Raw genomic sequence first — 25,221 nt, 5'->3', positions numbered from 1 at the left:
ATTTATGGAGTCAGAACGCTATCAGTCCTCTCGAACCCTGTCTATCGCCCTTAAGCCCACTTGCAAGAATTCGTTTACGCACCGAACTTTGCTCCGCCGCACTTGAAACGCTCCTGTTTGAAGGTGTCTAGACCAGCTCAGCAAAGCTCTGTCAGGCAACGAATATCTGGCTTGCGCGGTTCATTGGGGGAGGATTCAAATATGCGTCCCTAGTAATAGCCTCTCTTTGGTAGTCAAGCACTCTCCACTCTGGACGCTGCCATCCTTTGCCGGAGATGCGTTACACCCACCTGCCCCGTAACACCACCCCAAAATAGCCCCCCCACGGTGTTACTGAATAAATTCCCTTTTGATACAAGTAGTTAGCTATCTCGTAACACTAGTAACACTAGTAACACGGGATTGAGAGCGGCATCTCCCCGCTCCCCCGTTAATAACAATTCCTTCCGCGCCAAATGCAGCCTGCCGGAAAAATCTAGTGGCGTCTGGGGGCCTATTTAAAGCACATCCGTCTTCGATCGTATCCGCGTCGCAGCTGACAGCAGTCAGGCGCAGGAACGCGAGCCATTCATTTCCATGACGCCTCTCCATCCGGCAGATCATCAATAGATACTAGTAGGCCTGGCTGAATCTTCGACCCGACCTTAAAAAAGCTGGGGCCCCTGGGTCCTTTCGATGGAGACGGGGTCGGAAATCCGCGTGATCGTGTCAGCGGAAAGATGCTCAGCTTAGTGAACAGGTGAACCGGGTGAACTGCTGTTCACCAGTGCACTTGCCCTATGAATCCGAAAGCCGCTGGGGACCCTAGGCATTTCGGATAGACACGGGGCATAGAACCCGCCGGATCTCGTTAGTGGCTGGTCTCCAAAGTTAGTTGACTGGTTGACCGAGTTGACCAGGCCAATCGTTCACTGTCCTGAACAAAACCCATGACCGTTACAGATCCAGTAAGGATGCCCTTTTCTCTTCAAGATCCTTTCAATTTCAACGTTGAAATTTCAGTAAGCTGGTGCGGCTGCCGCTACCACGATCCCGCGGGTTTCATGCCCCGTGTGGATGAAATACTCCCAGGGTCCCCAGCGCGTTTTTGCACATCCCGCCTTCTCTGCATGGGCGTATCGTGATCTGATCCTAGAGCCCACCTCAATTTCCTACCACCGCGTCTTGATCGGTACTTAACGATGGAATATGCAACTCAGAAACGGGCATTCCGCACACCCGATAGCATTCAAGCTGAGATAGTCACCCGTGGAATGCTGAAGCCTTTTCTGGAAGGTATTGGCTGCACAGGTGTGATCGACTTGCGAAAAGGGAACTCTCAGTTGCTCACAGCTACGACCCCTGAGGGTAAGACCTTCACAGCTCGGGTCCGCTTGTGTTGGCGGTGGGATGACCATCCTGAGAAATATTCTGCGGCGCAGCTACGGGCAAGGTTGAGTGATGGCGACTGGGACAAAACCATTGCCGAGATTGTTGATCGAGAGGCACCTCAAGGTGTAACCCATTCCCTGCTGATCCAACGCTACGGTCCGACCGTCCAGTTCGCGGCGCTGATCCCTGTAGGAGCTATGACCGGGATTATCAACGGGCAAAAAGAGGTAAGCGCTGAGCTAATTGCGCAGGGGAAGCTAGGACGTCTCAAAAAGAATCACGCTGTGAACGGAGGCAGTCCAACGATGTGGCTTATGGACAGTCGGTACGATGAAGCACACAAAGTTGCGGCAGTTTTATGGCAATGGCCAGGGGTTGAAGACCTCGCTCAACGGTTGCCTATCGAAGGGCGGCCGACTGAAATTAATGACACATTCGGAGACCTACCTGGTATCGACCTATTGCTCTTAGGGCGAGACCAGGCTTCACGTTTTCAGTCGACTGTGTCTAAGGTTGCTCGAGACCAAAAAGTCCGAAAAGCTGTCATAGATCGTTGCGGTGGGCACTGTGAACGTCCTGGGTGTGGGGCCAGCCGCTCGTACGGTGGCTTCCTAGACGTACACCACATTTTGGGTGTTGAGGTCAGTGATCGAGTATGGAACTGCATCGCGCTATGCCCTAATTGCCACAGGGATGCGCATTTTTCGATGGACAGAGAAGCCCTGAACGACTCATTGATGCAGGCTGTGAGGCACAGTCTTTAAGAGTTATCTGACGATGCTTTGAAAGCCAGTAACCACTGGCTTGTATGCCCACGTGTATGCCTAACCCAGCCAATACCTACAAGACCCAGTAAATAAAGGGCTCTTCCGGCTCAGTTCAAACGACGCCGGGGCACCACATACTAGTTTCTGGCTGTATCAGACAGCCTATGAAGCCCCAACGAAGCCCGCCTTGTGCGGGCTTTGTTGTTTCTGGCTTTTAATCGTCGCTCTTAAGAAGATCGACCGGCGTGATCCACTGCGAAGCGCAAATGCGCTAACGGCGGCACAATTCAAGGCGCTGGTGGAGCGCAGCCAGTCGTTCGCATCGGATTTGACCAGCACCCTGGGTGGCCTGATCGGCAGAAGTCGACCCAAAGCGGGCATCCACTCGTGACTTTTGAGATCATGCGCCCACGTCATTTATCAGTTCGCGCCAGGCATCTCTTGCGTTCTGCTCCGAGGTAAAGACTTGTACTTTTGGATGCCAGAACTGCCCCTCAATTACGATGCATTCCAGAGTAGAGTCCTGAAACGTGAAGACATAATGGATGGCATCTTTTAGAAACCGCTGTCTATCGTGTCGCGGATGAATGGCGTTTCTCTGCTCAAGCTCTGCTAGCCAAGGCGAATTATCTATTCGATGAATTTGGTAATGCTTGAGACCAAGTCCAATAAGCGGATGACCGCCCAAAGCCTCGTCGTTTGGTGAGCCGAACTGCATTTTCTTAACTAGGGGAAAATGGATTACAGCTATTTCTTCCCCTGCGGTGCAATACCGTAAACATAGCTGCGTGTCCGTGGCAAACACGATAGGTTCGGGCGACGTACTTGGCTGTGGCCAGGAGTCAAGCAGCACTACGGTTGCGAATGACATAGGGAAGCCTAGTGAATAATAGGGGAGAAACAGAGTGCGAGAGCGACGCGTTGTCGTCAAACGTTACTGATCGCGATGGGCTGCTTCTGGCGGTTTTTTGCCGATCAAGGCCACCCAGCGTGCTGGTCAAATCTGATGCAAACGACTGGTCAAGTCCATGCAACTACGCATCTAGGGAATCAAGATGACCAGCGTGATTTCTGATCACCAGGTGATGAGGACAGCTGATACGCAATGCGACTGGCTCGAGGTAGATTGACTACCAGAATGCACTGGCGGAGAGGATAAACGGCATTTTGAAGACCGAGCTCCTGCTGTATCGCCCTAAAAATCTGGCGGACGCAGTGAAAATGGTGGATGAGTCGGTGCTGATCTACAACGGGGAACGGCCACACCTGTCCCTGAAATACAAAACGCCCGATGCAGTGCATCGGGCGTTTTGAGACTGAAATAGGTGTAAACCTATTTCAGGACTAGACACTCGCTGCCGTCCTGTTGACGGGCTGCGTGTCGTACTCGCAACACGAACTGCCAGCCGTGCAGACCTGGCCGCCGACCGCCAATGCGCCGGAGCAAAAACCTACGGTGTACGTGCGCACCACCGCGCAGAACCACGTCAACGGCGGCCCGGGCAATGCGGCGGCGGGTGCACCGGCGGCGCTGTGGGAAAAGACTGTGGCGGATACGTTTCGCCAGTCCAACCGCTTCGCGCGGGTGAGCACCGACAAGGTCGACTCGGACATCTATGTGGATGCCACGCTGCACAACAATGAAGAATACAGCCCGGTGTCGGCGTTCATTACCGGCTTCACGTTCTGTGTCATCCCGACCACCGCGAAGAACATCTTCACCCTTGAAACGGTGTTCAAGGACAAGGATGGCAAGGAACTGGGTCGGGTCAAGAAGAGTGAATCGGTGCGCACCTGGGTGCATCTGGTGCTGATCGTGGGCCTGCCGTTCCAGAGCGATACACGCGAAGTGGTCGACGCATTGACGCGCAGCACGCTCGACGAGGCGGTGCAGCGCAAGTTGCTGTAACACGCCTGGGATCAAGATGGGAGCTGCCGCGCTCCCACCTTGAATGCCCGCGTCAGGTATTGATTACCACCGTCTTGCCCAACATGTCGCCCAGGCGCCGACGCAGTCCCATCAATACGAACATACCGTCCAGCACACTGAGCAACAGCTTCGGCAGGTTGCGCAGGAACGACTGCACCACGGTGCAGTTCGTAGGGTACGGATAACCCACGACCGCCGTGCGGCACACGCGCTTGCCCAGGCTCTGGCCCTGGGGCAACGCATCGCAAAAGAGAAGGTACCCAATCGCCAATACGGTCAGCGCGGAGCTGGCGTATTGGAAAAGCATCAGGCTCGTCGCCGTGTGGGCATACAGGGAGGCATAGCCGAGCGGCGTCTTCAACAACAGCAAGCCAAACGCCACGCCCATATCGATGAGGTAGCCCAGCAGCCGCTTGACCGGGCTGGCCAGGTTATCGCTGCCGGCCACCGACGCTGAGTCGCTCATCAGTCATTTATCCTTAAGGGGTTGAGGGCGGCACACGTTGTGCGCCTGGTTCTCGGCGATGTCTTCCATGTGCTTGCCGACGATGGGGTTGAGCACCAACAGGCGTTCCGACTTGCCGGTGGGGCGGTAGGCCGGGCCCTGGGCATCGGTGTGCAGCGTGAAGCCGCTGGCGGCCAATGCCTTGACCAATTGCGTGCGCTTGAGCACGTCGCCATTGCCCCGGAAGTCGCTGACGGTGAGGAACACGATACGGTCTTGCTGCAGCAACCAGATCGGCCGATCACTGGTCTCGCCATCGAAAATGTACGCACAGTCCACCGTGGCCACGGGAAAGCTGGCCTGACGCACATAGTGCCCACCCGCATAGCCCACCAACGTGATCAGGCCCGGCTGCACCACGGCGATTGCATCCTCGGTCTGCTCGCCCTTCATCACGCCGTAGTTCGTGTACGCCCAACGCAACCTGGTGAACTCGGCGGGCGTCGCCGCAAGCTTCAGGTCAGCCGTGATCCGCGCCTGATCTTCAGCGCCGCGATAGGGAAGGCCCTGGCATCCGGCGAGGGTTGCCAGGCACAGGAGGATAAAAGCTCGGTAAATCATCTGACGTGTCCTTGTCCGTTAAATAACCATCAGCCACGGGAAGTGCCGTTGTCATAAATGTCCGCCAGGCTGCGCACCGTGGTCAGGTTGCCGGTCTGGACCACGATGGTCTTGGCGAACATATCCCCCAGGCGCGTGCGTGACTCCATGAAGATCCACACCCAATCGATCACCACCAGCACCCCGGCATTGCGGGTGAGCGACTGCGAAAGGGTACAGCCCTTGCGGTTCTTGCGGTCGACGGTGGCAATGCTCAACAGGCGCTTGCCGAGACTCTGGCCATTGGGCAATGCATCGGCCAACAGGACGTAGGCGAAGCCTGCAAAAAAGCCCGAAAGAATGCCACGCTGGGACGTCATCGCAGGCACATAGGCAGACACCGCGTCGGCGCCGGATTTGACGATGAAAAAGATCAGCACTGCGATGGCGCAATCAATGATACGAGCGGCCAGGCGGCGGCCGATGCTGGCCAGGATGGTCGCCCGTCCGGTGGTGTTCGGGACATTCATAGGGTGTTGCTCCAGCGTCAAGAAGGTATCAAGGGAATGTCGTGCCGATCCGCGTCCGGTCTTTGGAGGACCAGATGCCGGTCACCTTGCCCACCACGTCTTCAACCGCGACCTGGCCCATGAAGCGGCTGTCATTGCTGTTGTGGCGGTTATCGCCCAGCAGGTAGACGTGCCCCGGCGCAACCTTGACCGGCGCGAGCGTCAGCGATTCCGGGCCTTTCACACGGTCGGCCTGGGCATGGAACAGCCCGACATTTTCGCCGTTGTGGATCAGCTCGCCGTTGACGATTTCCAAGGTGTCCCCGGCGACGCCCGCCACGCGCTTGATCGCTTCGGTGCCATTCCAGCGGTACACCACGATGTCACCGACCTTGGGTGGCCCCGCACGCAGGTCGGACACGATGTAGTCGCCGATCGACACGGTGGGCGCCATCGAGGCTGTCGGTACGAAGTAGGTGTTGAAGCCCAGCAGCGGTGCACGCAGCACCGAGAGCAAGACCAGCGTGACCACCACCAGCACGCTCACATAGAGCACGTGGACACGTTTGCGCGGCACATTCAGCGGGCCGGTGTAGCGGCGCGCCAGCACCGCAGCGGTGACCGCCGAGGCAAGCTTGACGCTGATAATGAAGCCCAACAGGACATACAAACCGAGCGGCGTCGAGATCAGCCCGCACAGGCCCAGCAGCACGATGCCGATATACATCAGCGCCGCGACGCGGATGCCCCACTGGATGCGGTCGACATACACCAGGCCCCAGCCGGCCACCAGGCAGGACATCAGGAAGGCCTGCAGGGAAAGTTTTACGGGTTTCATTCATCGTCCTTGAAAAGGTAAAGGCGCCTAGCCGAACAACGGGCCGGAGTTTAACGCAGTGTCCGCCTGATACGCTCCGCTGCCCGTGGATAATCAGCGCACATTAAAGAACCAAAGCACCCACCCCGCGATGAATCCAACCCCGGCCACTTTCAGGTACAGCAGGCTGTTTTCCTTCACCAGTCCGATGACATCCTCGCCACCACTCAACCAGTACCCCGCCACCTGGAAGAACACACTCATGAACAACAGCGCCAACGCAAAGGCACACGGCAGATAAATGGCGACCCACCAGGGTTCATTTCTTCTCATTGAGGTCTCTTTTCTTCATATAGTACTCAACGCTTTTGTTGAAAAGCCCGGAGGCCGTGGAGTCACCCAAATTACCCGCGATGGAAGGAATGGAGCTTTGCGGGGCGGGCTTTGTAATAGTCCATATTCCGGCCGGTACCCACTCGTACTGCTTGGACACACGGTTAAGGCCCTTCTCCAAGGGTAATTTGACCATGTTACCAATGCCGAACCCTACGGTTGCGCCCGCTTTACCTACCAAGGCCGCCATGAACGGATCATCGCCCTTCATTTCAGCCTGATAATAACTACCTGTTGCATTCCACGTGACCGTAGGGCTGTACCCTTTACCGGGGGTGATGGCCCCGACTATCCCAGAGCCAATCACGTCCGCCAGTGTCACCTTGCCATCCGTCACGTATTGGATACCGGCGCCAACACCGGCGGAAACGCCCACGGAGACTAACTGTTCTCGCCCTTTGGTCACTGCATTGGTGAGAATGGATTTACCGCCCATCAAAATGGCAGGCCACGTGAACGGATCGATGACAACCGACATCACGCGGTCTGAGTCGGTAATGTTTTCCTTCAGAAACTTGAGGTCCGCGCCATTCAGATAATTAACCAGCGCAATGGCCTCGGGGTTCTTCAACTTTTCACTCATGCGGAACTGTGAGGGATCGGCATCTCTGGCAACATTGGTACTTGCCTGGATTTCCTCTTCGCGCGGGACACACGTCCATCCCCCGCCCGTACAGCGACCCGCCATTCTTTTACTGTTTTCATTACTGATATCGATGTATTTCTTTATCACCGGCGCGCAGTCTCCACCCCTGACGTTTTTACAGGCTGTCAGTTCTTTATCAAGTGCACGGGCTTCTGTCTCGCTCAGCCAGTTATTTTCCACCGCATTACGTCCTGCTTGAGCGCCGGCGACAGCGCCGAACATGTCACCGCCCGCGAGCCCTCCGCCCACACCCGCAGCCAAGCTCGACAGCGCGGAAACCGTTGCCTTTTGCGCCTGCGTCAAGTCAGCAGTCGCGGTGCCCGGATACAGCTGACGGGCAATGAATTCGCCGGTTGCAGCACCGGCTGCCCCTGACAACGCCGAGTTACCCTGGGCTTGCGCCACCACCGCACCCAGCACTGCGTGAGCCATCAGGTTGGCGTAGGGGTCGCCTTCAGTCTGCTGCTTGATTTCATGGGCCAGGTACGGTGCCGCCGCACCCGCCAACGCACCGCCAACACTGCCACCCATGACCGCCTGCACCACCGCCGTCACGGCCTGGCTGGCCTTCTGGAAGCTGCTGCCGACGCCATAATCCTTCTGGGCTTGCTGGCTGATCTGCGCCGGTGTCGGGTTAGCGATACCGTCCTCAATCAGCTTCTGCCGTGTGGCTTTATTGATGTCGCTGTTGGGGTCATTGGCGGCATTGATCCTGGCAGCGGCGATGGCATCGCCGATCCCCTTGGTCAACTCCATCGAGCTTTTGATCAGGTCCATGCGTTCTTGCATGGCCTTCTGGTCAGGCTTGTCGAGGTGCTGGTTGGCATTGGCCGTGTCGCGGTTCAGGCCGATCAGGTCGCCCGCGCCTTCGGGGTTGCGCACCACGATCGTGCCTTCACTCACGGCACTGCGGGTGTGGCTGTGGTCCGAATCATTCAGCGCCATGCCATACAGCGCCCCGGGTGTGAGCGTACCGACACCGCCACCGTAGGAACCGGACACACTCATGCCCGCCGATTTGCTTTCGATCTCGCTCTTGTTCTTGATGTCGCTGACCAGCAGACGATCAGTGAGCAGTAAATTCCTGTCAGCCGTGGCTTCGCTGGCAATCACCGCGCCTTGCAGGGTGGTGTTCTTGGCCACGTCGATGGTGTAGCCGCCCTTGCCGGCAAAGAACCCGCTCTGGTCGGTCACCGCCTGGTAGTCGCTGTTCATCTTCGACGCCGCCAGGTTCGCCGACGCCGCCACGGTGGAGCCGTAGCAGAACGGCGGGATACAGATGCTCGCCCCGAAGCCTGCGCTGTCCTGCTTGCTCTTGGAGGTCTCGGTGTCCTGTCGCGACAGGATGTTGAGGTTGCCGCCGATGTCGGCATCAATGCGATCAGCCCGTACCTGCGCTCCCGCCAAGGTCGTGTCCTGGCCGCTGCGCAGCACCAGTGAACCGGTGTCCAGGGTGGTATTGACCTGCGTCACCGAGCCACCCGATCCCAGGTTCTTGGCGGTTTGTGCGCCGAGGTCGAGAGTGAAGCCGTTTTGCTCGCCAATGTTGAAGCTGGCGCCGATGGCCGTCCGGTTGCGCGAGCCATCGTTTTTACGCTCAGTGGTGTTCTGCGCGCTTTGCAGCAGGATGTTGTTTTTCGCCGACAACAGAGTGTTGCCCGCTTTCAATGAACTGCCGGTGATCAGCAGGTCACCCAAGGTCTGCGGCGCGTCGCCCGCCGCGACAATCAGCAGGTTTTCACCCGCATTGAGACTGCTCTGATGAGCGGTTTGGGCAGTGTATTCACTGCTGCTTTTGGTCCGCGTGTTGGCCAGTTCAGTCCCAATCTTGATCAGCGAGCCGTTACCGGCGGAGCCGCCGGTCTTGTCCTTGAAACCGGTGCTTTGCTTATTGAGCTCGCCCGCCTGGTTATTGAGGTTGTAGACCGACAGCGCCGCTTGGGCGATTTTCACTGCCTTCAGACGCGGGTCGTCGGAGCTGCGCGCTGCCTCGGCGGCATCACGGATGCTTTTAGTGGTATCGACCACCGTGCCCGCGATCACACGGCCTACCGCCAGGCTCTTGGAACTGTCCTTGCTGGTCTGGCTGGCGGTTTCCATGCCGGCCGTAATGCTGACGTTCGCACCGGTGAGCGCCATGTTTTTGGTACTCACCAGATCACTGGCAATCACCGCCAGCTCACGCCCTGCCGTCAGCGACACATTGCCTGCACTTGAGCCAATCGTGCTGCCGGTCAGGGTCATTTCATTGGCGGTGCCGTTGTGCTTCGAGCTGTTGATGTAGAGTTTCTGGTTGCCGGTGATGTCATCCAGACCCAGCGTGTTGCCGGTCAACACACCGGTGAGGTCGCGGTTTTTTTCCTTGTGCATGTCGGTGCGGGCAAAGGTGTTCTGCGCCGCATCGATGGTCAGGTCGCGGCCGGCCTGCACGGCGAGGTCGCCGGTGCTGACCAGCGCGGAGCCGGTGACCACGGCATCGCGCTTGGCCGCGACGGTGACGGTTTCGCCGGAGACCATGCTGCCCATGGCGGTGGTGCGTTTTTCGTCGACCTTGTCCTCGACCTTGCTCGCCTTGAGCCCGCCCCAGCTGCTTTTGCTCTCTTTGCGCTCGTGGCGGGCGCTGTCCGAATTGCTCACCGCGAGGATGCTCACGTCCTGCCCGGCAACCAAGTGCGCCGCGCCTTTTTCGGCGGTGACGGCACTGCCGGCCAATAGCAGGTTTTCGCTGGCGACGACCGTGCTGTGAGTGCCAGCGCTGACGAGGCTGCCAACGTTGTTCACGGCGTCGGTTTCGTCGAGGCGGAATTTCTTGCCCTGGGAGGTTTTCTTGGTCTTGCTGTAGAAGCTGTAGTCCTGGTCTTCAGCGGTTTTAAGGTTGAGATTTTTACCCGACACCAGGTAGGCCTCGCTGCCGGCATTGACCTGGCTCGCGACCAGTTGCAGGTCCTGCCCGGCGCTCAGGCTGGCGTCGCCACCGGCCTTGATCACACTGGAGACTTGCTGGACGTGGTCCTCGATGCGCTTGACCTTTTTCGAGTTGAACGTCGAGTGCTGCTCATTGGCCGCTGCTCCCGCGTTGAAATCGCGGGTGGCGACCAGGTTGATATCGCGCGTGGCTTGCACCTGGCTGGCCACGATGCTGATGTCGCGCCCGGCGACCACGTGCAGGTCGCGACCGGCTTCCACCACGGAGCCTTGTTGCGCGATGGTCTTGTAGTTGGAGCGCGTGCCGATGGCGCCGCTGTCGAGGGTTTGCGAGGCGCTGATGTTGACGTCGCCCACGGCTTGCGCGGTGGTGTCCGCGCCGCTCTTGAGCACACCACCGACGTTGTTGAGGTTGGCCCCGGCCTGCAAGGTCAGCGCGTTGGCCGATTCGATGCGCGCGGCGCTGTCGACGAAATCGCTGCGCTCGGTGCGATAGGCACTGGCGCTTTCGTGGGTGGTCACCGTGCGCTCGTTGAGCAGGTCGGCGCCGGCGGCGAGGTTGACGTCGTGCCCGGCAATGACACCGCCCGCGCGGTTGGTCAGGTTGTTGCCGCTGAGCAGGTCGAGACGCCCGCCGGCTTCCATCAAGCCGCTGTTGGTGAGGTTGCTGCCGACATTGGCCAGCAGGCTGCCGTTGGCGCGCAAGGTGCCGGCGTTATTGAGGTGGCTGCCGCTGATCAAGCTGACGTCGCTACCGGTAATCAATGCACCATTGGGCGCCAGGCGGTTGCTGGCCTGGGCCAGGTACAGCACCGGGACCAGCACTTGTTGCCCGGCGACGGTAGCGTTTTCCAGCCACACGATGTCGTGGGTCAGGGCCGCAACCTGTTCGGCGGTGAGGCTGACGCCCACCGACAGGCTGAGAGCGTCCTTGCTGCTGATGGCGTTGTCCATCAGGTGCTTGAACAGGTCGGCATCGCTGGTCTGGCCGTCGATGAAACGCTGGCCGGTGCGCGCAAGCACGGCCTGCTGGATCAGGCGCTGTTCGTAGAAGCCGTCGCCGAGGCGCCGTTGCGCGGTATCGGGGTCGTAACCGAGCTTGCTGAGCATGTAGTCCGAGCTCATGAACTGGCGCATGTCGGTGAGCAGCGGGTTGGTTTCGATCAGGTATTTGTGCGGGTTGGCCGCGAACTGGCTGGTGGGCACGCCGTTCACGCCATTGCCGTCATTGAGGTGGAACAAGCCGTTCTGCCCGGTGGGCAGGTCGAAGCCTGGCAGGCCCAACGGGTTGACTTGTTGCTGGGCGACGTCCGGCGGCAGCTGCGGGTTGAGGCTGACCTCGGTCGAGTAGCCCGGCGCATGGCTGTTGGCGCCGCTGCCGACGTAGGTGTAGCCGCCGCGCACGACGCTGTTGTCGATACCGGCCTGGGCCTGCACATTCACAGCGCCACCGGCCTGAATCACGGCCGCGTAGCTCTGGTCCACCGGTGCCAGTTCGGTGGTCTTGCGCAGGGGGAGCTTCTCCATCTGCATCGCGCCGATAAACGTCGCCAGCGACGCTTCCAGGCCGCCGAGGTTATTGGCGTCGTACCGAGTGCCGCCAATCGAATATTGGTCAGTGAAGTCCGCGGCGTAGCGGTACCAACCCTCTGGCTTGCGCTCGCGATCGGAGGTAAACACGCGGTCGTACTGGGTGTCGTGGGTCACCACACCGACGTTGGTCAATTGGTTGACCCGCACCGTCATATTGCCACCCGAGGCGATGCTACTGCTGCTGTTGAGCAGGTCGCCGCCGGTCAGCAGCATGTCGGCGCCCGAGGTAATGCTGGACGCCGCCGTCGCGTCGCTGACGATGAAGCGATCGCGTTGGGTGATCTGGAACGGTCGGTTCTGCTTGCCACCGTCGCAGTCGCCACCGGTCACGCCCTCGACACAGGCGATAGGGGTGATGGAGGCGCTGTAGATGCCCGATTCGGTGGTCAGCACCGTACGGATGTTGTCGATCGTGCTGGCCGCCAGGACGAGGTTGCGCTCGCTTTCGATGGTGCCCGAGCTGTTGATGATGCTGGTGGCCAGCCCACCCTGGCCGTCGCGGTCAACGCGCAGGTTGCCCATGGCGTAGATGCTGGCGCCGAGGTTTTTCAGGCGGTCGACCTTCAGGTTCATGTCGCCGCCGCTGAAGATCAACCCGTGGTCATTGAGCAGGTTGCCCACCGACAGGTCGAGGCTGCCCTGGCTGGCAACGGAGCCGCCCACCGTCCAGTCCTGGCCGCTGCCGACCAGGCTGCGGGTACCGAGCAATTGCCCGGTGGCGGTCTGATGCAGGTTGTCGACATTCACCGTCAGGCGCCCGGCCTGAATCACGGTGCTGTTGGTCCAGTGGGTCTTGTCGAGGGTCAAGTCGCCCTGGGTCACCAGGCTGCCGCCGACGTCATCGAGGCTGATGCCACTGAGGTCGAGCACGCCGGTGCCGACGTGCAACACCTTGCCGCCGGTGTTCTGGAAGGTGCCGGCGGCGAGGCTCAATTGGTCGTTGGCGGTCTCCAGGCTGCCGCTGTTGTTCAGCAGGCCACCGATGGCGTAGCGGGTCTTGCCGACGACGCCGAGGGCGCGCATTTGCCCGCTGTTGGTGAGGCTTGCGCTGTCGACATCCAGGGTCGTGGCGCTTTCGATCAAGCCACGGTTGACCAGGGCGCCGCGCAGGCTGACGTCGATCCGGTTGGCGGCGATCTCTCCGCCGTTATCCACATTCACGCCACTCAGGTGCACGCGGTCACGGGCGAACAGGTTGCCACTGCCGTTGTTGAAATCCGTGGCATCGATAAGCGCATCGCCGCCTTTGGCCGCGATGCGTCCGCCGTTGTTATGGAGGGTGCCGGCGGTGATGCCGAGGCCGGCCTTTTCGCTGTGGATCAGGCCGTTGGTGCCGTTCTGCACGCCTTCGGAGGCGGTCAGGCTCAGGCCATCGTTGGCGGCCAGGGTGCCGCTGTTCTGGTTGTCGATGCTGGTGGCGAACACCGTCAGCAAGCTTTGGCTTGCGAGCTTGCCGCCCTGGTTGTCTAGGTGGGCGGCACGCTGGACCAGCAAGGGCCCGACACTCGCCAGCTTGCCGTTGCGGTTGATCAGGTCACCGAGCAAATCCAGGGTAAGCGTGCTGGCGCCGGTAAGGTTGCCGGCACTGTTGTCGAGGGTATTGCCGTGCAGGGTGAATGCACCCGTGCTGTCGATGATGCCGCCTTGGCTGTTGTCCAGCAGGCCGCTGACGTTGAGGGTTTGAGTACCGTCGCTGAGTAATTGGCCCTTGTTGCGGTTATCGAGGCTGCCGGCGGTGATGTTCAGCGCTTGCTTGGCGCTCATGCTGGCGCCTTGGTTATCCAGGTCTTGGGCGACAGTCGCGGTCAGGCTGCGATTGGCGATTACGGTGCCGGTGTTGGTGATCTGCTGGCTGTCGAGCTTGACGTCGCCCCCGGCGTTGCGGATGTTGTCGGCGTTGACCCCGGCTTCGATGATGCCGTTGTTGGTCAGCTTGCCGTTGCTCGCGAGGGTGATGCTGTCACGGGCAGCGAGGCTCTTGCGGTTTTTCAGCTCGCCCTTGGTCTTGGCCTTCAGGGTGGTGCCGGCGTAGACCGGCCCCTGGGCATCCAGGCTTGCCGCCTTGATGTCCACCGCACCGCTGGAGGCGGCCTGGGCCATGCTCAGGTGGCCGTTGACATCGAGTTGGATATCGCCGCCGCTGGCGGCCAATGTGCCGTCGAGCTTCACGCCGACGCCGGCCTCGGTACCCACCAGCTTGATGGCGCCGGCGTACATGCCGCCGAGCGCCGACGAGTCGATCGCCAGCTCCGGCTTGGCGCTGCCGTCGTCGGCACGCGCGGTGGTTTTCAGGCTTTTGGCATCGACGTCATTGCGACCGGCGATCACCGTAAGCTCGCGTGCATTGATCTGCGCGTTGATCTTGGCCGAACGGGTGATGATCTCGAAATGGTCGACGTTGCTCGCGTTCAAGCCCTTACCGTCGATGGTCACCGCACCGCCATCCACCTGGTAATGGTCCAGGCGGCCGACTTTGTCGATAACTGGCTTGCCGGTGGTCAGGGTGACATTCGGGGTGTTGATAAAACCGCAGCCGTTGCAGCTGATGCCATACGGGTTGGCGACGATCACCTTGGCCGACTGGCCCGCCACTTCGGTGTAGCCGCGCAACTGGCTGGGGCTGCCGCCGTTGACTTCGTTGAGGATGACATTCGCGGCGCCGCCCTTGAGGTTCGGGTTACCGACGATGATCCCGCCCAGCTGCGTGTTCTGGACCATGCCCGTGGCGTTGTTGAGGATCACGCCATTGGGGCCGACGTTGTAGTCCTTGAACTGGTTATGGGACAGGCCGCTGCCATTGGGCGTGGCGATGTTCACCACCGGCACGCCGTTGCCCGCCTGGCCGACGGTCGTGCCCGGACCACTGACCACGATACCGTCGGCCTGGGCCAGCAGCGGCTGCCAGAACAGCGCATTGGCCAGGATCAGGGCCAGGCCACGCTGGGACAGGGTTTTCAGGGCAATAACAGGGCGAACGTCCATATTCAGAATCTCACGGCAGCGGCGTTGAATTACAGGAAGAAATCCAGGCGGAAATAGATCGGCGCTTCGCGCTCGGTCACCACGCCAGGTCGCTCCAGGGAATGGGCAAACGTCACACTGGTGCTGACGTATTTGCCCCGCGCGAACAACTCAACGGAGTTGCTCGACACCCGGCCATGCTGGGTGTCGTTGTAACGGTCATTGCGAATCACGCCCTGGTCGTAACCGACGCCGGCGCCGTATTCGAGCAAGGCCGGGCGCAGCCAGCCGACCGTGACCGGACGGGTCCAGCGCAGGTCGTTGCGCCAGTAGCCGCCGCTGTCACCGTTCAGTTGCTGGTCCTTGAACCCACGCACCGAGTAGGAACCGCCCAGGCTCATGCGTTGCGACGGATACAACACATCTTCACTGCGCTGCCCGGTGGCCAGGCTGGTGAAACTGAACGACTCGCCCCACAGCGTGAACGGTTGCAGGTAGCTGGCGGTGGCCGTGTATTTGCGGTAGCGGGGGGTGGGCGTGAGGTTGCCGAAGCCGTCGCGTCGCTGTTCGTCGCGCTGGGCATCGAAGGCGCCGATGCCGTTTTGCATGCCGACATCCAGGTTGACGAAGGCACTGGCGATCCGCCGCCCGTGGCTGAGGCCGACCTGGAACTCACTGAGGCGGTTGCTGCTGACGCCCAGGCGCTCGTCGTTGATATAGTTGTTGGTGCGCAAATGAGTGAGGCCGACGTTGACCGAAGTCTTGCTCACGTCATCGCGATGCACCACGCGCTCGGCGCGCAATTGGTGGTTCTGGCTGTCGCCCGTCTGCTTGTATTTGTAGCCCTGGAGGTCACCCGGCGTGCGGTAGTCGCTTTCACTGTAGCTGTAGCTGAAGTTCCACCAGCCCCACGGCAGGTTGTAGTAGAGCATGCTGCTTTTCGAGGTTTTCTGGTGGTCGCTGATCGCGTCATGGCCGCCGCGCATTATCAACTGGTCAGCCAGGCCCAGCGGGCTGTCCCACTCCAGGCCCGCGCCCCATTGCTGTTCGCCGGTGCTTTTCTGCCCGTCATTGTTGCGCGACAGGCTGGCGCGCCAGGGCTTTTGCGGCTGGTTTTTCACCACCACTTCGCTGCCGCCGACCTGGCTGCCGGGGATCAATTCCATCTGCGCCTGCTTGGACGGCAAGCGGCTGAGCTGGTCCACCAGTTGCTCGACTTCACGCAGGTTCAGCGCCTCGCCGACCTTGCCGGGAAACGCCATGGCCAGTTCGCGATCGGTCACGCTGCTGCCCTCGGCACCCTTCAGGCCTTCGAGCTTGCCTTCCACCACCAGCACCTGGAGGTGACCGCTGGAGAGGTCTTGTTGCGGCAGGTAGGCGCGGCTGGTGACCCGGCCCTTGGCGATGTAATAGTCGGTGATGACCTTGAGCAGTTCATTGAGCTGTGCCACGCCCAGGCACTGGCCGATATAGGGCTTGAGCAGGCGCGTGCGGTCGGCGGCGGACAGGCTGTCGGCGCCCTTGAGTTCGATGTCCTGGATCGGGAAGCAGCGGGTATCGACGGGCGTGGCCGGCGCCTGGGCCTTGGTGTCTTTGCCGGGCAGGTCCTGAAGTTCTTCCAGGCGCCGGCGCTGCTCTTCGAGAAGGCGGTTCTGGCGGTCGCGAATCAGGTCCTGATCCCCTGGCGTAGGGGCGGCCATGGCACTGTTCATACTCAAATAAGCGAGCAGGAAAGTGCACAGCAAATACCGAGTCCGTGGCGATAACAAAGACATGTTCGATCCGTCGAAAATCAAGGGGCGGCAAACTAACATCGAACTTGCGCTAACCCAAGAAACTGGATTAGTTGCACAGCCGTACTAGTTAATCACTTAACCTATTGATTAATAACAACTAAAAATCATCAAAAAGAAATAAAGCCTGTGACTGGCAGTATTATTCCGACAAGCGGCATTAGTTTTGATGGCGATTCGTCGGAGAACTTGAAAGTTGCCATTAGTTAGCCATCAAGTTCTTGCCGAGATAAGTTAGTACCGGAAAAGGCAGAAAAGTTCGCGGCGTTTTTGTGAATTGGATCCCACTTATCGGTATTACCCAAGAGTGTTCCCACATTGCGCGGGAACACTCTCCAGCGTAAATCCTAGCTGGCGTCCTTGTTGCGATCCTGGCCAGGCACCAGGGTCAGCCCCGGCTTTTCCACATCCCGCGAGACATGGGATTTGACCTCCGCCACCCCGCCGTCGTCGTCATTGTGGATCACCAGCACGCCAGGCCGGCGCAGTTGCTCCAGGTCGCCCTCGCCGAGGCTGAAGCTGTCGCTCAGGTTCTGGTCGGTGAGGGCCTTGGCCTCGGCGCGACGCTGGGCGAACTTGCGGCCCCGGCGTTGCTGGTAGCGCGCCCAGCTGATCAGGATCACGGCGTTGAACAAGGCAATCCACAGGTAAACCTGCAGGGTGTTGAGCGCCGCAAAAATCGGCGCCTCGATACGGGGACCGCCGTGGGTGTCGAGCATCGAGGTAATCCCGCGAGCCAGTAGCCAGATCAAGCCGGCCCAGGCCATCAGGGTCAACAGCACATCGATGATCCACATCACGGAGCGCTGGCGGGTTCTGACCAGTTTCATGCTCACGCCTCCTCTTCAAGGGGTTTGATACCGCGATCCGGGCTGACCCAGCGGGCGCGCTTCTGGTGCTGGTTGAACAGCACCTTGGGGAAACTGACCAAGGTGGTGAACAGGCTGACCAGCCAGAACACCATCGGGTACCACACGGTCCAGAACAGGGTTTTCCACAGGTCTTTCTCGTAGCGCCGGTCAATCAGGATGCTCACCGCAAACTGCACCAGGCACACCATCGCCAGCACCAGCCCGGTAAACGCCGGCGGCACCAGGGAGTCCACGGTAATTGCCTGTGGCAGCGGGATGAATTTACCCACGCCCCAGAAGATCACCGACAGCAGGAAGGTGAAGGCCCATCCGGTGGACAGGCAGTACTCGAACAGCAACGGCCACAGGTAGCGATGGCGCCACTGCCAGATGCCACGGATATTCTTGAACAGCACCTCGGCGCCGCCCTGGGCCCAGCGCAGGCGCTGCTTCCACAGGCCTCCGACGGTTTCCGGCATGAGGATCCAGCACAGTGCACGCGGCTCGTAGAAGATGCTCCAGTGATCGAGCTGCAGCTTCCAACTGACATCGATGTCCTCGGTGATCATGTCGGTGCTCCAGTAGTCGATGCGGTCCAGCGCTTTCTTGCGAAACGCCACCACCACACCCGACACCGTGAAGATCCGCCCGAACACCCGCTGGGTGCGCTTGATCAAGCCGATGATCGACGAGAACTCGCCCACCTGCACCCGCCCGATCAGCGTCGAGCGCGTGCGAATCCGTGGGTTGCCGGTGACGGCGCCCAGGCGCGGGTTGTCGAGCATCGGCGCAACCATGTAGGCCGCCGCATTCTTATCCAGCAACGCGTCGCCATCGATGCACACCAGGTATTCGCTGCGCGCGGCCACGGCGCCCATGCGCAACGCCACCGCCTTGCCCTGGTTCTGCGCCAGGTGCAATACGCGCAGGCGTGGCTGCTGCAAGGCCAGGGCATCCAGTACTGCGGCAGTGTTGTCGGAGGAACCGTCGTTGACCGCGATCACCTCGATATTCGGGTACACCTGGGCCAGCGCGGCCTCCATGGTGTCGGCGACGTTATCGCCCTCGTTGTAGCAAGGGATGATGATCGAGATCAGCGGGTTGCCGGCCAGCACCGGCGCCGGGGTGTCTTCTTCCCACGGCCAGTGGCGCTCCCAGTGCAACCAGAAATACAGTCCACCGGCGATCCACAGCGCCGACATGAACAGCGGGTAGAAAAACACGAAGTCCATCAGGAACTGCCCGGTGACCAGGAAGATCAGGCCCAGGGGCACACCCAACACCAGTGCCAGCACGAATAACGCCAGGATTCTGTCGAACATGGTCAAGGGTTCCATTGGTTGGAAAGGGCCGGACGCACTGTCTTCAGATCCGGCGAGTTTTCCAGGAAGTTGTCCGGGTAATAACCAAAACTCGTGACCCCCTGGCGTTTGAGTACACCCATCCACTGTGCCATCTGCGCCCCGTCGATATCGGGCGCGGCCTGGGTGCGCCAATCCTTGGCTTGCAGTTCGAATACGGTCCGTTGCAGCGCACCGGGGCGCGCCTTGACCGTGGCGACCAATTTTTCCAACCAGGCATTGGAGTTCTTCAGCGTTTCGCCTTCCATCAGCGGCATGGCCATGGGCGCGGTCCAGTCGTAGGTCTGGAGGAAGTCATCGAGGTTCTGCGCGAACCAGGCTTCGCTGCCGGGGTTGAGCATCGGCTCGGCGAAGATATTGCGCGCGGTCTGCACCTGCGGCCCACGGATGGCACGGACCTTGGCAGTCAGCTCCTGGGTGAAGTCGATCAGGTAGCGACTCTTGAAGCGTGTCCAGCGCTGCATCACGGCCGGGTCGGCGCGCAAAGCGGCGATGGTGTCGGGCAGGCCGTTGGCGGCGTAGGCCTTGAGCGCTGCCGGGCTGGCGTCTTCGAAGTCCGAGAGGATCGCATCGTCGTGGAACAGCACGCCGTCGACAGCGGTGTTGCGCGCCAGGTCTTCGTAGATCTCGCCGATCTGCTGGCGCACTTTCGGATCGAACGGCGACAGGCGCTTGTACTGGTCCGGATCAAGGCCGAGCTGGCCGGTCTTCGGGTTCCAACGGGTGACGCGCGGCAACGCCGGGTCGAGGGCAAAACTGAGCACCGGCATCCACGCGAAGATCGCCACATGACCACGGGTGCGCAGTTGCCAGGTCACGCGGTTGAACAGGTCGCGGCGCACCGGCAGGTGGCGGTTGGGGAAGTACAGCGAATGCACCAGGCCGTCGCCCTTGGGGTCGGCGAAGGCTTGCAGGAACACGGTGCTCACGCCCATGTCCACCACGCGCTGCACCAACTGGTCGAGGTTGCGCGCCTCCTGGGTCGGGTCAGGGTCGTAGACGTTGTCGAGGTCGACATGCAGCACGCGCATCGAGGCCTTGGTCTCGGTGCCGACAATCGCGTTGGCGTAGTGCTCGCCATCCGGGTCGGACGCCACCAGAAAGCGCGGGCTGCTCTTGAGGTTGGCAAGGTCGTCGAGGCCGTCGTCCAGGGTCAGGGCCATCTGGTAGCCCTGCTCGCCCACAACGGCCAGGGACGTGCCATCGGCGGCGCCATAAGGCCACACCCACACACGCGGCGCCTTGCCGGTGACGGCACGCAGCTTGTTGGAGATGGCCGTCACGTCGGCACGCATCCGCGCCTGGAACTGCGCGTCGGTTTCGTACTTGCCGGTAGCGGCATCGTAGCTCCGTGTGGCGGCGGCGGGCTCCAGGTTGCCCTGGGGGTTGGCCAGGATCCCGGTGTGGCTGGCGTCGGTATGCGCGGCGATTTCGACCAGGCCCGACTGGGATATCTCCTTCACCTGCTGCCAGGTGAGGAAGTCCGAGCGCGCGCGGGGCGTGCCGGCGAAGTCCACCGGTTTGTTCAGCGGCGTGTCGATCCAATAGCCCACCGGGGCCAGGATCGCCGGCCAATGATAGGCCCGCAGGATCGGCATCACGCGGGTGTAGAAACTCGAATAACCGTCGTCGAAGCTGAGCAGGATGGCCTTGGGCGGTAGCTCGCGCCCACCGCTGCGTGCAGCCAGGATCTGGTCGACGCTGACCGGCTGGTAGCCGTTCTCGCGCAGCCAGGCCAATTGGTCGATCAACCGCTCGGTGCGCACCGCCACCACCGCCTGGTCCGGGTCGCGATCCTCGACATCGTGGTAGGCGATGCCGAGGAAATGGTTCTTCGGCCACGGCGCCTCATTGGGCGGCGTCGGCCGCTCGGCGGGTGGGGTGTAAGGCGCGGGTTGCTGGGCGCAGGCACTGGCCAGCAATACACCCAGGACCAACAAGCAACGGCTGAGGACGGTCATGGTCAGGCTCTTCTAGAAACGGTAAGTGAGGTCGACGAGCAGGCGCAGATCGCGTTCGCGATCGCCGTCATAAGGTCGGCTGATCAAGCTCAGGTTGGCGCCGGCTTCCAGCACGTCATTCCAGCGGATGCGTTGGCCGTAGCCGATCAGGCCGACCCCGCCGGTGGAGTAGTCGCGCTGGCTATAGGTACCCGCACCGACCTGGAACTGCTGACTCCACTGGGTCTCGTAGCGGTGATAGAGCACATGATTGACGGTGACGCTGGGCAACACGCTGAGGTCCGACTTGGGGTTGAAGTACACCGTGTCGTCCTTGGTGTTGCGGCTCGCGCCGACCTCCAGGCCCAGGTCGACTTGCACATGGGGCGAGCTGTAGATGCCCTCGCGGCCGGTGAGCAAGGCTTCGAGCCGATTGTTGCCGTCGCTGAAGTGGGACGGGCTCAGGGACAGTTTCCACTCGCGGCTTTCATTCGCGCGCCAGCGGATAAAGCCGCTGCCGCCGTTGGCGGTGACGTCGGCGTTCAACGCCCGCAACGGCGTGGTGGCCAGCAGGTAGCCGAGGCTGCCGCCGTATTGCCAGTTGTCGTTGATGTCGCGGGTGATCGACACCGCGGCGCCTTGCTTGGAGCCGTAGCCGTAGGAATGGTTGGAAACTTCAGCCTCCAGGGTCATGTCGCGGGTGCGCTGCTCCACGCCAACCCGCTGGAAACGGTGCTGGCCGGTGCCTTCGGTGAAGTCGGCGGTGGCATAACCGGCGCCGGCGAACACGCGCCAATCTTCATTGATGGGCGGGCTGTAGAGCACGCTTTCGATGCCCCAGTCGCGACTGCCCGCGACCGCGCCCACGTCGTCATTGCCGCCACCGCCGTAGCTTTTACCGGTGTAGGCCTCGACACGCAGCTCGGCCATGTCGTGTACATCGCGCAGGCGGCTGAGGCGCTGCACCTGGCGGTTGTCCGGGTTGCGCGCGAGCACGTCATCGGTCAGCGCGTCCATTTGCCGCCATTCCTGCAGATCCATCGCGGTGTAGGCCTGGCTCACTTCCAGGCCGATGTCGCGCGGCGCCTGGGCTTCGGTTTCCTTGAGGCTGCCCTCGGCCCGACGCGGCCATTCACGGGCGCGGTACATATCGGCCTGGGCCAGACGCAAGCCGACGTTGCCCGGGGCCTTGGCCACCAGCGCTTCGAGGCCGGCTTCACTGCCTGGCAGGTCGCCGCCGTAAGTGCCGGCCTGGGCCGACAGTTGTTGCGCATCCATCCAGCTGTCGTTGGGGTTGCCGATCGGCAGGCCCTTGAGTTCCACCCGTGGGTTCTGGCTGTCGGCCAGGTTGCTGGCGACCTCACGCGCTTCCATCACCTTGTCGCTCTCGAGCAAGGCATAGAACAGCGCGGTGCTGTCTTCGACATGGTCCGCCGGATCGGCGTCCGGCGCCGTGATGGCCTGGCGATAGAGTGGCTCGGCCTTTTCCGGCTCGCGCTGGTCGAGGTAGGCGGCGGCGACCCAGCGCACGGCATACGTCGGCAACTGCACGCCTTCGCTCTTGAGGGTTTCGTACTCGCGGATGACCTGCGCCATGCGCGCACGGGCCTTGAGTGCACCGAGGCGGTCGATGCGCCAGCGCACGACGTCGTCATGCGCAGTGGGGTCCGGGGTCCAGCGAGCGAGCAGCTTGTCGTAGTCCTGCAGCGCCCGGTCGGCGATGACATAGCGTTCCTGCTCGGTGCGCGTAGCGAACTCGGCCATGCGCACACGCTCGGCCGCCACGTCGCCTTCCAGGCGGCGCTGAGTGACATCATCCAGCAGGCCCGGGCGCTTGGCCGACAGGCGCAGCGCGGCTTCCGGCAAGCGCGCCTTTTGCAGGGCGACGATGTACTCGCGAGCGACTTCAGGCTTGTCGCCAGTGCGGATAAACGCCTGGTCGAATTCAAACAACGCGTCGTAATTGAGACCGGCGCGGGTCAGCGCGTAGCCCAGTGCCATGCGGCGGTTGGGATCGTCCGGCTTGGCCGCCACCAGCGCGCGGGTGCGCTGCACGGCTTCGTTGGCCTGGCCGCCGTCGGCCTGTGTGAGCGCAAGGCCCAGTTGCAGGTCGACATTGTTCGGTTCACGCAGCAGCGCGCGGCGATAGACTGCCTCGGCCTGCGCCCACTGCTTCTGGTTGCGATAGGTGCGCGCAACAGTGGCCAGCGCCTGGGAGGTCAGGTTGCGGTTCGCGCCCTGGGCCTCGTACACCTTCAGCACTTCAGCGTCTTGCCCGGCCCAGCCGGCGATCACCAGATGGTCACTGATCTGGCCTGGCGTCTGGCGCTCGGCGGGCCATTGCCGCAGTTGCGTGAGGGCGGGAGTGAAGTTGCCGTTGCGCGCCTGAATGATCAGGGCGTCATAGGCCGAATCGGCCATGGCGAAGGTGGGGACCAGCAATTGGCTGCACAAGGCGACCCCGATGAGCAGTCGCAACCGTCCTGTGGCACTGAGTGGTAGGTTTCGCAACATATCGTGAGCTTCCTTACACACGGAAAGCTGTAACGATAGGTGGTCCTGAGCAATTTGCCTCAGGGTGTCGGCGTCTCGTGACCCGACCTAGCTTTCCTGTAGGAACTATCCCCGACGCTTGTATCGAAATGGACAATTCAGAACAATTGTTCAGAATTGCCGCAGATTCTGAAAAGCGAATGGGGGAGCGGGGTTGCGTGCGATAAGGGGGTGACGGCAAGGCTACGCGCCGACCGTTTGACCCTTATCGCAGGCAACCCCGCTCCCCCATTATTTATTTCGGGGTGATGGCGAAATTCTTACTGCGCGCCGCTCACCGCACCGACTTTGGACATCACGAAGCCAATGAACTGCTCAACGGTCATCTTCTGGCCGTTGAAGGTCACTTCATTGTTGGCGTAGTGCAGCTTGGACACCACGTCGCTGCCGACCAGGGTCGCCAGTTGCGTGCCGACCGCCATGCCGCTGACCATCTCGCTGGCCATCTGGGATTGCTGCTCGATGGCTTTAGGATCGGTTACGCCACCTACCTGCGCTTGCAGGGCGGCCACGTCGGCGATCATTGGCTTGGACAGGGTCAGGTTGGCGTCCAGCAGGGACACCATCTGCTTGCCGAGCTCGATCGGCGGCAGTTCCATGGAGGCCGGCTTGGCCAGGTCCACGACCAGGCTGAGCTTGCTTTCGCCGTGGGTGGTTTTCAACGACAGGTTTTCCAGCGCCAGGTGCGGCTTGGCGGCCAGCAACTGGTTGACGTTGGCTTCGGCCAGGGTCTGCTCGGCTTCGGTCAGTTGCAGCTCCGGCACCGGTTGGCCGGCAGCGGCGGCGGCTTGCACCGGCTGCATCTTGTCCTGGTACAGCTTGGTCAGCACGAGGCCCGACGGCACGTCGATGTTCTTCAGGCTCACGGCCATGGCAGCGGAGCCAACCGGTTTGCCCTGGTAGCCGATCTCGTCGATTTTGTAGTCAACGCGGCCATCCATGCTGTTTTCTTTGATTTCGCTGGTGTCTTTCTGCTCGAAGCCCTTGAGGGTCAGCACGGCCTTCTGCGGACCGAAGGTCAGCTTGCTGTCGGTCAGCTCAACGGTGTTCTGCCCGGTGTAGAAGCCGAAGGTGGATTTCTCCAGGTTGCTGGCGACGGTCAGGCCGGCAAACTCGGCGTCGAACGGCGTGCCATTGGCATCGATCACCGCGATCTTGAGGCTGTTCATGTAGCCATCGGCCTTGACCTTCTTGCCTTCGGCGGTGCTGTCGAAGTCCAGGTTGGCGCCGGAGAAGCTTGCCGAGGACGTTTCGTCCTTGTACTCCAGGGGCAGCAGTTCGAGGTTACCGCTGACCGAACGGTTGTAGCCGATATTGGCCACGCCCTTGAGCGGCGACACGTCCTTGGCGGCGGCGAACCATTTTTCGGTGGTGGCGTTCTTTTCCAGTTCGTAGTGACTGGTGGCCATGACCGGCAGCCATTTCAGCGACACCAGGCGCGAGAACGGCAGCGGGCCGTGTTCGATATGGTCGACAAACAGCAGTTCAGGATTGGGGTTCTGCTCGCCGAAGAACGAGCCTTGCGCCTTGAGGCGGTAGTGCGCGGTGCTGCTGAACAAGCCACGGTCCAGGGAGACCAGTTCCAGGGCGACGCTGCCGTCGACGCCGGCCATGGACCGTTGCAGTTCCTTGTTGGCGTCCTGCACCGCCGTTTGCAGCACGGGCTCCAGCTGCTTACCGGTGTACCAGGCGCCGCCTGCACTGACGACGCCAACGGCGACAACGAAACCCAAAAGAACAACTGCTGGCTTATTCATGAAGTGACC

Annotated in this window: 14 protein-coding genes and 1 pseudogene; 2 read left to right on the top strand and 13 right to left on the bottom strand. The window is 61.1% G+C overall.

From position 1 onward, the window contains the following. Nucleotides 1-2,538: 2,538 nt before the first annotated feature. Nucleotides 2,539-3,009 carry a hypothetical protein gene (locus NTD80_RS27790; protein ID WP_262135610.1) on the bottom strand — a complete coding sequence of 157 codons (471 nt, stop codon included), beginning with the start codon at nucleotides 3,007-3,009 and terminating at the stop codon, nucleotides 2,539-2,541. A gap of 260 nt (nucleotides 3,010-3,269) precedes the next feature. On the opposite strand from NTD80_RS27790, the pseudogene NTD80_RS27785 reads away from it, so the two are divergent. Next, nucleotides 3,270-3,452 (top strand): annotated as a pseudogene (locus tag NTD80_RS27785) (integrase core domain-containing protein); the annotation flags it as partial. A 64-nt stretch (nucleotides 3,453-3,516) separates the two neighbouring features. After that, on the top strand, nucleotides 3,517-4,047 hold the full coding sequence (locus NTD80_RS27780; RefSeq protein WP_262135609.1) for a hypothetical protein: 531 nt from the start codon (nucleotides 3,517-3,519) through the stop codon (nucleotides 4,045-4,047). Between the two features lie 52 nt (nucleotides 4,048-4,099). Here the strand turns inward: NTD80_RS27780 and NTD80_RS27775 are convergent, their stop codons facing one another. The 12 genes from NTD80_RS27775 to NTD80_RS27720 form a co-directional block, all read right to left on the bottom strand. After that, the gene (locus NTD80_RS27775) at nucleotides 4,100-4,534 is read right to left on the bottom strand and encodes an RDD family protein (RefSeq protein ID WP_262135608.1); all 435 of its coding nucleotides are present in this window, start codon (nucleotides 4,532-4,534) and stop codon (nucleotides 4,100-4,102) included. A gap of 3 nt (nucleotides 4,535-4,537) precedes the next feature. Continuing rightward, nucleotides 4,538-5,134, bottom strand: a complete 597-nt coding sequence (locus tag NTD80_RS27770) for a hypothetical protein (RefSeq protein ID WP_262135607.1) — start codon at nucleotides 5,132-5,134, stop codon at nucleotides 4,538-4,540. Between the two features lie 29 nt (nucleotides 5,135-5,163). Continuing rightward, a complete protein-coding gene (locus tag NTD80_RS27765; RefSeq protein WP_262135606.1) occupies nucleotides 5,164-5,643 on the bottom strand; it encodes an RDD family protein in 480 nt (159 codons plus the stop codon). A 28-nt stretch (nucleotides 5,644-5,671) separates the two neighbouring features. Further along, entirely contained in the window at nucleotides 5,672-6,460 is a 789-nt protein-coding gene (gene lepB / locus NTD80_RS27760) for a signal peptidase I (RefSeq protein WP_262135605.1), read from the bottom strand. A 93-nt stretch (nucleotides 6,461-6,553) separates the two neighbouring features. Further along, nucleotides 6,554-6,772, bottom strand: a complete 219-nt coding sequence (locus tag NTD80_RS27755) for a hypothetical protein (RefSeq protein ID WP_065899526.1) — start codon at nucleotides 6,770-6,772, stop codon at nucleotides 6,554-6,556. Then, nucleotides 6,759-14,978 carry a hemagglutinin repeat-containing protein gene (locus NTD80_RS27750; protein WP_262135604.1) on the bottom strand — a complete coding sequence of 2,740 codons (8,220 nt, stop codon included), beginning with the start codon at nucleotides 14,976-14,978 and terminating at the stop codon, nucleotides 6,759-6,761. Before NTD80_RS27750 ends, NTD80_RS27755 begins: the two co-directional genes overlap by 14 nt. A 29-nt stretch (nucleotides 14,979-15,007) precedes the next feature. Beyond that, complete coding sequence (locus NTD80_RS27745; RefSeq protein WP_315974949.1) at nucleotides 15,008-16,732, bottom strand: ShlB/FhaC/HecB family hemolysin secretion/activation protein; 1,725 nt, start codon at nucleotides 16,730-16,732, stop codon at nucleotides 15,008-15,010. Between the two features lie 365 nt (nucleotides 16,733-17,097). Next, nucleotides 17,098-17,580 carry a poly-beta-1,6-N-acetyl-D-glucosamine biosynthesis protein PgaD gene (gene pgaD / locus NTD80_RS27740; RefSeq protein WP_065899523.1) on the bottom strand — a complete coding sequence of 161 codons (483 nt, stop codon included), beginning with the start codon at nucleotides 17,578-17,580 and terminating at the stop codon, nucleotides 17,098-17,100. Nucleotides 17,581-17,582: 2 nt separating this feature from the next. Beyond that, nucleotides 17,583-18,923: a poly-beta-1,6-N-acetyl-D-glucosamine synthase gene (gene pgaC, locus NTD80_RS27735; RefSeq protein ID WP_106805496.1), complete on the bottom strand. Its 1,341-nt coding sequence runs from the start codon at nucleotides 18,921-18,923 to the stop codon at nucleotides 17,583-17,585. A gap of 2 nt (nucleotides 18,924-18,925) precedes the next feature. Further along, nucleotides 18,926-20,923 (bottom strand): poly-beta-1,6-N-acetyl-D-glucosamine N-deacetylase PgaB, encoded by a 1,998-nt coding sequence (gene pgaB, locus NTD80_RS27730; protein ID WP_262135602.1) that lies wholly within the window; start codon nucleotides 20,921-20,923, stop codon nucleotides 18,926-18,928. 12 nt (nucleotides 20,924-20,935) lie between these two features. Beyond that, nucleotides 20,936-23,416: a poly-beta-1,6 N-acetyl-D-glucosamine export porin PgaA gene (gene pgaA, locus NTD80_RS27725; RefSeq protein WP_262135601.1), complete on the bottom strand. Its 2,481-nt coding sequence runs from the start codon at nucleotides 23,414-23,416 to the stop codon at nucleotides 20,936-20,938. A 299-nt stretch (nucleotides 23,417-23,715) separates the two neighbouring features. Then, the gene (locus NTD80_RS27720) at nucleotides 23,716-25,212 is read right to left on the bottom strand and encodes a YdgA family protein (RefSeq protein ID WP_262135600.1); all 1,497 of its coding nucleotides are present in this window, start codon (nucleotides 25,210-25,212) and stop codon (nucleotides 23,716-23,718) included. Nucleotides 25,213-25,221 lie beyond the last annotated feature (9 nt).

Source organism: Pseudomonas sp. 13B_2.1_Bac1, assembly GCF_025466155.1.
Classification (GTDB): Bacteria; Pseudomonadota; Gammaproteobacteria; order Pseudomonadales; family Pseudomonadaceae; genus Aquipseudomonas; species Aquipseudomonas aylmerensis.
This window is presented reverse-complemented; position numbering and strand designations above follow the sequence as displayed.